The sequence below is a fragment of the Polaromonas sp. AER18D-145 genome, from assembly GCF_002379095.1.
Classification (GTDB): domain Bacteria; phylum Pseudomonadota; class Gammaproteobacteria; order Burkholderiales; family Burkholderiaceae_C; genus Polaromonas.
In genome coordinates this window covers 19,046-30,740 of record NZ_NBZV01000007.1, presented here as the reverse complement: position 1 = coordinate 30,740, position 11,695 = coordinate 19,046, and the positions used below count along the sequence as shown (strand labels likewise).

Here is an 11,695-nt window from a genome sequence, read left to right as displayed (position 1 = left end):
TTTTTTTGGGTGTATTTTTAATTTCTAGGAGACAACAATGAAAGTTCGCAACTTGATATTGGCAGCGGCAGTCCTTGCCACTGGCGCATCGTCCGTCGTGACGACCAGCGCATTCGCTCAGGCCAAGGAGCAGTTCATTCCGGTGCTGTCCTACCGCACCGGCCCCTATGGACCGAACGGCGCGCCCTGGGCCAACGGCTATGTGGACTACCTCAAGCTGACCAATGCGCGCGGCGGCATCAACGGCGTGAAGATTTCCTTCGAGGAATGCGAGACCGGCTACGACACCGCGCGCAGCGTGGAATGTTATGAACGGCTCAAGGGCAAGGGCGCCGCACTGGTGCAACCACTGTCCACCGGCGCCACCTTTGCGCTGACCGAGAAGGCCCCGATCGACAAGATCCCCGTGGTCACCATCGGCTACGGCCGCAGCGAAAGCGCGGACGGCACGGTGTTCAAGTGGAATTTCCCCATCGCCGGTACCTACTGGGTGGCCGCTGACGCCATCCTGCAAGCCATTGCCAAGAAAGAAGGCGGCTTTGACAAGCTCAAGGGCAAGCGCATCGCGCTGGTCTATCACGACAGTCCTTACGGCAAGGAGCCCATTCCCCTGATGCAGGAACGCGCGGCCATGCACGGCTTCAATTTGCAGCTGCTGCCGGTCACCGCACCGGGCGTGGAGCAAAAAGCCACCTGGCTGCAGATCCGCCAGTCCCGCCCCGACTACGTGGCACTGTGGGGCTGGGGCGTGATGAACTCCACCGCCATCAAGGAAGCCCAGGCCACCGGCTACCCGCGCGAGAAGATGTACGGCGTGTGGTGGGCAGGCGCGGAGCCTGATGTGAAAGACGTGGCCGATGGCGCCAAGGGCTACAACGCGGTGACCATGCAGCACGGCGCCGAACCCAACTCCAAGGTCGTCAAGGACATCCTGTCCATGGTGCATGCCAAGGGCCAGGGCACGGGCCCCAAGGACGAAGTCGGCCAGGTGCTTTACATGCGCGGCGCCATGAGCGCCATGCTGGGCCTCGAAGGCATTCGCTCCGCCCAGGACCGTTTCGGCAAAGGCAAGGTCATGACCGGTGAGCAGGTCCGCTGGGGCCTGGAAAACCTGAACCTGACACAGGCCAAGCTCGACGCGCTGGGTTTCGCCGGCGTGATGCGCCCAATCAGCACCTCGTGCACGGACCACATGGGCGCCTCCTGGGCCCGTATCCACACCTGGGACGGCAAAGGCTGGAAGTTCACTTCCGACTGGCTGCAGGCGGATGAGCAGATCATCAAGCCGCTGGTCAAGGCCACCGCTGCCAAGTACGCCGCCGAGAAAAAACTCACGGCACGCACCCCGGCAGACTGCCAGTCCTGATCTTCCAGGCCAATACCCCTCCCGCCCGTCGGGAGGGGGCGCGGCTCCAGAGAGCCGCCAAACGCCAGCGCTTCAAGCCCCTGTTGCAGCGCTGCCGTTTGGACAGCAACAAGCAGAAACATTCTTATGGAAAAACCTGACATCGCCAGCAATATCGTCCTGAATGTCAATGGCATCGAGGTCATTTACAACCACGTGATCCTTGTGCTCAAGGGCGTGTCCCTGCAAGTGCCGCAGGGCCGCATCGTGGCCATCCTGGGCGGCAATGGCGCCGGCAAGACCACGACCCTGCGGGCCATCTCCAACCTGCTGCAGGGTGAACGCGGCGCGGTCACCAAGGGCTCGATCGAGCTGCGCGGTGAACGCATCGAAAACCTGTCGCCGGCTGATCTGGTGCAACGCGGCGTGGTGCAGGTCATGGAGGGCCGGCACTGCTTTGCCCACCTGACGATCGAGGAAAACCTGCTGACCGGCGCCTACACACGCAAAAGCAAGGCCGAAGTGGCGGCCAACCTCGAAAAGGTCTACAACTATTTCCCGCGCCTGAAAACACGGCGCACCTCACAGGCGGCCTACACCTCGGGCGGCGAGCAGCAGATGTGCGCCATTGGCCGCGCGCTGATGGCCAGCCCCACCATGGTGCTGCTCGACGAGCCCTCGATGGGCCTGGCGCCGCAGATCGTCGAGGAGGTCTTCAACATCGTGAAAGACCTCAACCAGAAGGAAAAAGTGACCTTCCTGCTGGCCGAGCAGAACACCAACATGGCCCTGAAGTACGCCGACTACGGTTACATCATGGAAAGCGGCCGTATCGTGATGGACGGCCAGGCCAGTGACCTGGCGAACAACGAAGACGTCAAGGAGTTTTACCTGGGCGTTGGCGGCGGCGAACGCAAGAGCTTCAAGGACGTCAAGAGCTACAAGCGCCGCAAGCGCTGGCTGGCTTGAAGGGGCCGACATGAACGAGTTTTTCGATGCGCTGGAGACACGGGACCCGGCCGCCCGAGAGATCCAGCTGATGGCGGCATTGCCGGCGCAGGTGGCGCACGCGCAAAAGGCGGCGCCGGCATTCAGCGCCATTCTGGCGGGGCTGGCAGCCAGGGACGTCATGTCGCGCCAGGCGCTGGCACGGCTGCCCGTCACACGCAAGCACGAGCTGCAGGCGCGGCAGCAGGCAGCCCGTGGCACCGACGTGTTTGGCGGCTTTTCCACGCTGCTGCGCGGCCCGAAGATGCCGCGTGTTTTTTCATCCCCCGGCCCGATTTATGAGCCCGAGGGTACCGCCCCGGACTACTGGCGGGCCGCCCGCGCCCTGTTCGCCGCAGGCTTTCGCGCCGGCGACCTGGCCCACAACGCGTTCAGCTACCACATGACGCCCGGTGCCTTCATCATGGAATCGGGTGCGCATGCGATCGGCTGCAGCGTCTTTCCGGCCGGGGTGGGACAGACCGAGCAGCAGCTCCATGCGATTGCCGAACTCCGGCCCGAGGCCTACATGGGAACGCCCAGTTTCCTGCGCATCCTGGTCGAGAAAGCGCTTGAGACCGGCAGCGACATTTCCAGCCTGCGCAAGGGCCTGACGGGCGGCGAGGCGCTTCCGCCCAGCCTGCGCGACTGGTTTGCCGGGCACGGCCTGGTGGTTTACCAGAGCTACGCCACCGCCGACCTGGGGCTGATCGCCTACGAAACGTCCGCGCGCGAAGGCCTGGTGCTGGACGAAGGCGTGATTGTGGAAATTGTCCGCCCCGGCACCGGCGACCCGGTGCCAGAGGGCGAGGTCGGCGAACTGGTGGTCACCACCCTGAACCCAGACTACCCGCTGATCCGCTTTGGCACGGGCGACCTGTCGGCGATACTGCCGGGCGCCTGTCCAACCGGGCGAACCAACACCCGGATCAAGGGCTGGATGGGCCGGGCCGACCAGACCACGAAAATCCGGGGCATGTTTGTGCACCCCGGCCAGGTGGCCGACATCACCCGGCGTTTTCCGGAGGTGCTCAAGGCGCGCCTGGTCGTCACCGGCGAGATGGCCAGCGACAGCATGACGCTCAAGGTGGAAGCAGCCTCCCCGCCGCAGGGACTGGAAAGCCGGATCAGCGAGGCGATCCGCGATGTGACCAAGCTGCGCGGTGATGTCGAGCTGATGGCGCCGGGCAGCCTGCCCAACGACGGCAAGGTCATCGAGGACGCCCGAAGTTACAGGTAGAGCCCCCACGTTCGCGCACTGCGTGTCGCTCTCTGCCCCCCGAGGGGGCGCTGCGCCTGCGGGCCGGCAGAGCCGGACACGCGGCCCCTGCTGGTAAAGAAAAACCACCCACGCTCGCGCACTGCGTGCCGCTGTCTGCCCCCGAGAGGGCGCTGCGCCTGCGGGCCGGCCAAGCCGGTTCCGCGGCCCTGGCTGGTTGCGAGGGGGCTACGCACACTGCGCGGCTCCCGGAGGGCTGAGTGCTTGTCCTTACGTAGTTTCCGCGATGGCTGTGGCGCCTGTGACCTCTACACTGGTGCCATTCAAATCAACGGAGATACTTGATGAAACGCCTGCTAGTCCTCGCCGCTGCCGCGACGGCGCTATTCGCCAACGCCCAGACCTACCCCGGCTCCAAACCGGTTGCCATCGTGGTTCCTTTTGCAGCGGGCGGCCCGACCGACCGCGTGGCACGCGACCTGGCCGAGGCCATGCGCAAAAACATGCCAGGCGCCAACTTTGTCGTGGAAAACGTCAACGGCGCCGGCGGCACGATTGCCGCCACCAAGGTCGCCAAGGCCACCCCGGACGGACACACCCTGCTGCTGCACCACATCGGCATGGCATCCGCCCCCGCGCTGTACCGCAAGCTGCAATACAAGCCGCTGGAAGACTTCGAGTACCTGGGCATGATCAATGAAGTGCCGATGACGCTGATTGGCAAGCCCCAGCTGCCAGCCAACACCTACCGTGACTTCGAGAACTACATCAAGGCCAATGCCGGCAAGCTCAACATTGCCCATGCCGGCCTGGGTTCAGCCTCGCACCTGTGCGGCCTGATGTGGCAAGCGGCGATCAACGCCAAGGAAGCCATGACCACCATTCCGTTCGGTGGCACCGGCCCGGCGATGAATGCGCTGGTCGGCGGCCAGGTTGATTTGATGTGCGACCAGACCACCAACACCACCGGCCAAATCGAGGCCGGTCGGGTCAAGGCCTTCGCCGTGACCACGGCCAAGCCTTTGTCCACGCACAAGCTGCTCAAGGACTATCCGTCCCTGCAGGACATGGGCCTGAAAGGTTTCAACCTGACCATCTGGCATGGCCTGTACGCACCCAAGGGCACGCCAGCGGCCATCCAGGCCCAGCTGAACACGGCGCTCAAACTCGCGCTGAAAGACCCCGACTTCATCAAGAAGCAGGAAGGCCTGGGCGCGATCGTCGTGAACGACAAACGCGTGGAACCCGCGGCACACAAGGCCTTTGTGGCCTCGGAAATCGCCAAGCTCAAGCCGGTGATCGAAGCAGCCGGCAAGTTCGCCGACTAAAAGCCCTCTCCACTGAAAGCCGCATGGCGAACAGCCCGGCGGCTTTTTTTTGCCCGTCCAACGCCCGGTGCCCCGGGTTATCCCACTAGCACGATGACCCCGACCAGCGGTACAAACGAGCCATGCCCAAGCTACGCGTCGTCGACTCCATCACCGAACTCGGTGCGGGAGACGAAGGCTGCTTGGCTGTGAGCGGCTCCCATGGCGGCTTGAGCTCAGCCCGTTACGCCCTCGCGGCGAGGCCCCTGCTGAGCGTCTTCAACGATGCCGGGGTCGGGAAAGAGCAGGCCGGCATTGCCGCGCTGGATTTTCTGCAGGCACGCGACCTTGCCGCCTGTACCGTTTCACACCTCAGCGCACGCATAGGCGAGGCACAAAGCACCCTGGACGATGGCATCGTCAGTCACCTCAACGCCCTGGCCTTGGCCCAGGGCGTCCGCGTGAACGAGAGATGCCACCAGGCCATTGACACCCTGCAATCACTCCAAAGGAAGACCCCATGAACATCCACACCACAAACAGGCGCCGCCTGATGTATGGCGCTTGCCTGGCCGCCCTCCTGGGCGCCATGAGCATGCCGGCCGTCGCCCAAGGCACCTGGCCGACCAAGCCGGTGCGCATCGTCGTGCCATTTGCGCCGGGCGGCACCACCGACATCCTGGCCCGCGCCGTGGCGCCCGAGCTGACCAAGGCTTTCGGCCAACCCTTCATCGTGGACAACCGGGCCGGTGCCGGCGGCAATGTCGGCGCCGACCTCGTGGCCAAATCCCCCGGGGATGGCTACACCCTGCTGATGGGCACGGTGGGCACCCACGGCATCAACAAGTCGCTGTACAGCAAGATGCCTTTTGACCCGCAAAAGGACTTTGCGCCGGTCACGCTGGTGGCCGGTGTGCCCAACGTGATGGTCATGAACGCCGAGAAAGCCGCCAAACTGGGTATCAACACCGTGGCTGATTTTGTCAAATACGCCAAGGCCCATCCCGGCCAGTTCAGCATGGCGTCCAGCGGCAACGGCACCTCGATTCACCTGGCCGGCGAACTGTTCAAGTCGCAGACCGGGATTTTCATGACACACATTCCCTACCGCGGTTCCGGCCCGGCCCTGCTGGACCTGATAGGCGGAAATGTGGACGTCATGTTTGACAACCTGCCGTCGGCCATGCCGCAGATCAAGGGCGGCAAGCTCAAGGCCTTTGCGGTCACCAGCGCCCAGCGCTCGACGGCCATGCCCGAGTTGCCCACGGTGGAGGAAGCCGGCAAGCTCAAGGGTTTTGAGGCCAGCAGCTGGTTTGGCCTGCTGGCGCCGGCCGGCACACCGCCCGACGTGGTCAGCCGCATCCAGCAGGAAGTGGCCAAGGCCCTGGCCACACCGGCCATCAAGGAAAAAATGCTGGCCCAGGGTGCCATTCCGAGCGGCAACACCCCGCAGGAATTCGCCAAACTAATTGACGCCGAAATCACCAAGTGGGCCCTGGTGGTGAAGGCGTCCGGCGCGAAGGTCGATTAACGGGCGGGGGCCACGTGCGGCGCGAATGGCCGGGCATGTGCTCTCATTCAAGCAGGGGCCGCGGGTCCGGCTTTGCCGGCCCGCAGGCGCAGCGCCCCCTCGGGGGGCAGCGCAGTACGCGAAGCGACAAGCGTGGGGGCTCTATCTAGACGCCCCAGACCACCTCGTGACCCGCCTTGTGGTTGCGCTGCAGCATCTCGATGAAGGGCAAGGCGCGCTGGCGCAATCCCAAGCCTTCGCCGGGCACGGGGGCCGGCGCCTCTTCGTCGTGGGTCTCCTCCAGGACAATCGCGGCTTCCAGCGCCGCGATGGCTGCCGGCATCTGCTCGGGCAGGATGATGCCTTTGGGGCCAGCCTCCTTGCCGATGATCTCCAGCACGCGTCGGCCATTGGCCTCCAGCATGATCAGGTCGCCGGAAGCTTTGGACTTGAACTTGTAAAGCATGGCAGCTCCTTTTTTTTGCATGAATAAAAGCAATTATGAGCGCGTCTTCGGCTGGCGGCTGTAGGCAGCTTGCCCGATCATGCGCGGCGCCGGTGACGCAAAATAGGCGGCTATGTTCAATATCCCCACCGTTCAAAAGCCCGCCGCCCAGGGACTGAGCCAGGACGGCCTGAGCCTGCTGTCACCCGCCGAGCTGCCGGCCACCCTGTGCCTGCCGCCCGAGTGGGCCGGGCAATGGTCCGGCCTGGCCGCCTCCTGGGAAAACCTGCCGCCCGATGCCCACCTCAAGGATGGCGGCCACTACCGCCGGCGCCGGCACAGCTGCTTTGTCCAGGAACTGCCCGGCGGGCAGCTGCAACAGACGCCGCACCGCGCCCACTGGCAGCCCACCGACTACAACGCCCTGCACGGCGGCTTTGAGCGCTGGTTCGAACCGGTCGAACCAGCCGTCGCCGCCGCGCCGGCCTGGACCGCCCTGCTGTGCACCTTGGGCCAGCTGTTTGCCCAGGTCCGGCCGGTGGCGCGCTGGTACATCGAGGCGCACCAGTTCCGCATCGACACCGCCGGTGGCGTGGGCCGACCCACGCCGGAGGGTGCGCACCGCGACGGCGTGGACTTCGTGGTGGTCATGCTGGTGGCGCGCCGCGGCGTCAAGGGCGGCGAAACGCGGGTGTTCGACGCCAACGGCCCGCACGGCCTGCGTTTTGTCATGCAGGAGCCGCTGACCACACTGCTGCTGGACGACGCCCGGGTGATCCATGAGACCACGCCCATCCTGCCGCTCGATGATGCTGCGCGGGACGGCCACCGCGACACCCTGGTGCTGACTTACCGGGCGAACGGATTCCAGGCGAAGGAATAGAGCCCCCACGCTTGTCGCTGCGCGTACTGCGCTGCCCCCCGAGGGGGCGCTGCGCCTGCGGGCCGGCGGAGCCGGACCCGCGGCCCCTGCTTGAAAAGAGATGCCTCCTCGGGCGCTTCCTTTTTATCCGTTCGTCCTGAGCTTGTCGAAGGATGTCCTCTCCAAAGGGGCGTTGCGCCTGCGGCAGTACGCGACCCATCGGGGGGCAGCGTTAACCATGAGGCCCTGATCCCGAAAACCGCTTGACGAAAATAGTTTAAACCTAAACAATTAAGACTCGATCAATCAACTTGAACGGTCTTTCCATGCGCATTCTTTGCCTGGGCGGCGGGCCCGCCGGTTTGTACTTTGCGGTGCTGATGAAGCTGCAGAATCCGGCCAACCAGATCACGGTGGTGGAACGCAACCGCCCGTTTGACACTTTCGGCTGGGGCGTGGTGCTGTCGGACCAGACCTTGGGCAACCTGCAGGTGGCCGACCCCGTCAGTGCGCAGTTGATTGGGGACGCCTTCAACCACTGGGACGACATCGAGGTGTTTTTCAAGGGCCGCTCGGTGCGCTCGGGCGGCCACGGCTTTTGCGGCATCGGCCGCAAGCGCCTGCTCAACATCCTGCAGGACCGCTGCATTGAGCTTGGCGTCGATCTGGTGTTTGAAACCGATGTGCAGGATGACCAGGCGATTGCCGCCAAGTACCAGGCCGACCTGGTGATTGCCAGCGACGGCCTGAACAGCCGCATCCGCAACCGCTACGCCGACACCTTCAAGCCCGACATCGACCTGCGCGCCTGCCGTTTCGTCTGGCTGGGCACGCACAAGACCTTCGACGCCTTCACCTTCGCGTTCGAGCAGACCGAACACGGCTGGTTCGCGGCGCACGCCTACAAGTTCGACGACAACACCTCCACCTTCATCGTCGAGACGCCCGAGGCCGTCTGGAAAGCCCATGGCCTGGACCAGATGAGCCAGGAAGAAGGCATCGCCTTCTGCGAACAGCTGTTCGCGAAATACCTGGACGGCAACGCCCTGATGAACAACGCCACGCACGTGCGCGGCTCGGCGATCTGGATCCGCTTCCCGCGCGTGGTCTGCGAACGCTGGGTGCACCACGAAACCATCAATGGCAAACCGGTACCCATCGTGCTGATGGGCGACGCCGCACACACCGCGCACTTTTCGATAGGCAGCGGCACCAAGCTGGCGCTCGAAGACGCGATCGAGCTAAGCCGCTGCGTTGCGCAACACCCGGCTGCGGACGACGCGCTGCAGGCTTATGAAGCCGTTCGCTCGGTTGAAGTCCTGAAGATCCAGAATGCGGCGCGCAACTCGACCGAGTGGTTTGAAAACGTGGATCGTTACAGCGGCCTGGACGCCGAACAGTTCTTTTACTCGCTGCTCACGCGTTCGCAGCGGATCAGCCACGAAAATCTGCGCGTGCGCGACGCCTCCTGGCTGCAGGGCTACGAGCAGTGGCTGGCCAGAAGTGGTGACAAGCCGGCGCCGCCGCCCATGCTGCTGCCGCTGAAAGTCAGGGGACTGACGCTGAAAAACAGGATCGTGGTTTCGCCCATGGCGACCTACAGCGCCGTCGATGGCCTGCCCCAGGACTTTCACCTGGTGCACCTGGGCGCGCGCGCGCTGGGCGGCGCAGCCATGGTGTTTGCCGAAATGACCGCACCCTGCCCCGAGGGCCGCATCACACCGGGCTGCCCAGGGTTGTGGAACGAAGCGCAGATGCTGGCCTGGAAACGCATTGTCGATTTCGCGCACCGCTCGGGCGAAGGCGTGGCCATGGGCATGCAGCTGGGCCATAGCGGCCCCAAAGGCTCGACGCAGCTGGGTTGGGAGGCGCCCGACGAGCCGCTGCCCGCGGGCAACTGGCCGCTGCTGGCCGCCAGCGCCGTCGCGTATGGCCCGACCAACGCTGTGCCGGCTGCCATGACCCGGGACGACATGGACCGCATCAAGGCGCAGTTTGTGGCTTCGACGCGGTATGCCGCTCAGGCCAGTTTCGACTGGCTGGAACTGCATTGCGCCCACGGCTACCTGTTGTCGAGTTTCATCACGCCGCTGACCAATCTGCGTACCGACGACTACGGCGGCAGTCTGGAGAACCGCTGCCGCTACCCACTGGAAGTTTTTGCGGCCATGCGCGCGGTCTGGCCGGCGCACCTGCCCATGAGCGTGCGCATCTCGGCGCACGACTGGGCGCCGGGCGGCAACACCGCCGACGATGCGGTGGCCATCGCGCGCCTGTTCAAGGCCGCCGGCTGCGACTTGATTGACGTCTCCTCGGGCCAGACCACACGCGCCGCCAAACCGGTGTATGGCCGGATGTACCAGACACCGTTTGCCGACCGCATCCGCAATGAGGTCGGCATCCAGACGATTGCTGTCGGTGCGATTTCGGAAGTGGACCACGTCAACAGCATCATTGCCGCCGGGCGCGCCGACCTGTGCGCGATTGCACGCCCGCACCTGGCCGACCCGGCCTGGACGCTGCACGAGGCGGCCAAGCTGCAAAGCCGGGCGGTGAGCTGGCCGAAACCCTACCTCAGCGGCCGGGACCAGATGTACCGCGAACTTTCAAAGCAAAAACAGGCCTGAGCCCTTATCTGGCAAGCGCCAGCAGCTACTAAATCAATAGTAAATCAGGAGAGATGCCATGGACATGGAAGCACGAGGACACCGCGAACACCCGGAAGCGCTGCGCCTGTGGCTGCGCCTGCTGACCTGCACACAGCTGATTGAAAAACAGGTGCGCGGGCAATTGCGCGAACAGTTCGACACCACCCTGCCCCGGTTCGATTTGATGGCGCAGCTCGAGCGCAACCCCGACGGGCTGAAGATGAATGAGCTGTCGCGCCGCATGATGGTCACCGGCGGCAACGTCACCGGCATCACCGACCAGCTGGTGGCCGAAGGCCTGGTCGAACGCCTGGACGTCGAAGGCGACCGCCGCGCCTACCGCGTTCGCCTGACCCCACGCGGCCGCAAGACCTTTGACGAGATGGCGCGCCAGCATGAAGGCTGGATTGTCCAGGCCTTCGGCGGCCTGTCGCCGCGCGAAATCGACACCCTGCACAAGCTGCTGGGCAAAGTCAAACAGCACCAGACCGATCTGAACCAGGAAATGGAAAACGCATGAAACACTACATTGGCCCCAGCAACCCCATGCACGCGCAGTTCAATGCGCTGGCCGGTTACCAGGCACGCCACTTTGCCTATGCTTTTGATGCCGGTGTGGCCACCCTGAGCCTGAACCGGCCGGAGCGCAAGAACCCGCTGACCTTCGACTCCTACGCCGAGCTGCGCAACCTGTTTCGCGCGCTGAACAGCGCCACCGATGTCAAGGTGATTGTGCTGACCGGCGCCGGCGGCAACTTCTGCTCGGGCGGCGATGTGCATGAAATCATCGGCCCGCTGACCAAGATGGCCATGCCCGAGCTGCTGGAATTCACACGCATGACCGGTGACCTGGTCAAGGCCATGCGCCTGTGCCCGCAACCCATCGTGGCCGCGATCGACGGCATCTGCGCCGGTGCCGGCGCGATGATGGCGCTCGCTGCGGACATGCGGCTGGGCACGGCGCAAGCCAAAACCGCTTTCCTGTTCACGCGGGTGGGCCTGGCCGGCGCCGACATGGGCGCCTGCGCGCTGCTGCCGCGCCTGATCGGCCAGGGCCGTGCGTCCGAGCTGCTGTTCACCGGCCGCGCGATGACCGCGACCGAAGGCCTGCAATGGGGCTTTTTCAACGCCCTGCACGAGCCGGCCGAGCTGCTGGTCAAAGCGCAGGCGCTGGCTGCGGAGCTGGCCGCCGGCCCGACCTTTGCGCACGGCATGACCAAAACCATGCTGCACCAGGAGTGGGCCATGACGCTGGACCAGGCGATTGAAGCCGAAGCCCAGGCGCAGGCGATCTGCATGCAGACGAAAGACTTCACGCGCGCCTACGAAGCTTTTGCCAGCAAACAGAAACCCGTGTTCCAGGGAGACTGAT

General features: G+C 64.6%; 11 protein-coding genes. 10 read left to right on the top strand and 1 reads right to left on the bottom strand.

From position 1 onward, the window contains the following. The first annotated feature begins 37 nt into the window (after positions 1–37). From B7G52_RS05765 to B7G52_RS05740, 6 genes are all read left to right on the top strand, one after another. A complete protein-coding gene (locus B7G52_RS05765) occupies positions 38–1,366 on the top strand; it encodes an ABC transporter substrate-binding protein (protein ID WP_096696691.1) in 1,329 nt (442 codons plus the stop codon). Between the two features lie 126 nt (positions 1,367–1,492). Further along, on the top strand, positions 1,493–2,314 hold the full coding sequence (locus tag B7G52_RS05760; protein WP_096696690.1) for an ABC transporter ATP-binding protein: 822 nt from the start codon (positions 1,493–1,495) through the stop codon (positions 2,312–2,314). 10 nt (positions 2,315–2,324) lie between these two features. Then, positions 2,325–3,572, top strand: a complete 1,248-nt coding sequence (locus B7G52_RS05755; RefSeq protein ID WP_096696689.1) for a phenylacetate--CoA ligase family protein — start codon at positions 2,325–2,327, stop codon at positions 3,570–3,572. Positions 3,573–3,895: 323 nt separating this feature from the next. Then, positions 3,896–4,879, top strand: a complete 984-nt coding sequence (locus B7G52_RS05750; protein ID WP_096696688.1) for a tripartite tricarboxylate transporter substrate-binding protein — start codon at positions 3,896–3,898, stop codon at positions 4,877–4,879. 122 nt (positions 4,880–5,001) lie between these two features. Continuing rightward, complete coding sequence (locus tag B7G52_RS05745) at positions 5,002–5,382, top strand: hypothetical protein (RefSeq protein ID WP_096696687.1); 381 nt, start codon at positions 5,002–5,004, stop codon at positions 5,380–5,382. Beyond that, positions 5,379–6,389: a tripartite tricarboxylate transporter substrate binding protein gene (locus tag B7G52_RS05740; RefSeq protein WP_096696686.1), complete on the top strand. Its 1,011-nt coding sequence runs from the start codon at positions 5,379–5,381 to the stop codon at positions 6,387–6,389. Before B7G52_RS05745 ends, B7G52_RS05740 begins: the two co-directional genes overlap by 4 nt. A gap of 145 nt (positions 6,390–6,534) precedes the next feature. Here the strand turns inward: B7G52_RS05740 and B7G52_RS05735 are convergent, their stop codons facing one another. Beyond that, positions 6,535–6,834 (bottom strand): DUF1840 domain-containing protein, encoded by a 300-nt coding sequence (locus B7G52_RS05735; protein WP_096696685.1) that lies wholly within the window; start codon positions 6,832–6,834, stop codon positions 6,535–6,537. 112 nt (positions 6,835–6,946) lie between these two features. Here B7G52_RS05735 and B7G52_RS05730 point away from each other — a divergent pair, with 112 nt between their 5' ends. The 4 genes from B7G52_RS05730 to B7G52_RS05715 all read left to right on the top strand — a co-directional run bounded on the left by B7G52_RS05730 (position 6,947) and on the right by B7G52_RS05715 (position 11,694). Then, positions 6,947–7,696 (top strand): 2OG-Fe dioxygenase family protein, encoded by a 750-nt coding sequence (locus tag B7G52_RS05730; RefSeq protein WP_096696684.1) that lies wholly within the window; start codon positions 6,947–6,949, stop codon positions 7,694–7,696. 305 nt (positions 7,697–8,001) lie between these two features. Next, positions 8,002–10,302 carry a bifunctional salicylyl-CoA 5-hydroxylase/oxidoreductase gene (locus B7G52_RS05725; protein WP_096696683.1) on the top strand — a complete coding sequence of 767 codons (2,301 nt, stop codon included), beginning with the start codon at positions 8,002–8,004 and terminating at the stop codon, positions 10,300–10,302. 58 nt (positions 10,303–10,360) lie between these two features. Continuing rightward, positions 10,361–10,843, top strand: a complete 483-nt coding sequence (locus B7G52_RS05720; protein ID WP_096668966.1) for a MarR family winged helix-turn-helix transcriptional regulator — start codon at positions 10,361–10,363, stop codon at positions 10,841–10,843. After that, positions 10,840–11,694 carry an enoyl-CoA hydratase family protein gene (locus B7G52_RS05715; RefSeq protein WP_096696682.1) on the top strand — a complete coding sequence of 285 codons (855 nt, stop codon included), beginning with the start codon at positions 10,840–10,842 and terminating at the stop codon, positions 11,692–11,694. Before B7G52_RS05720 ends, B7G52_RS05715 begins: the two co-directional genes overlap by 4 nt. Position 11,695 lies beyond the last annotated feature (1 nt).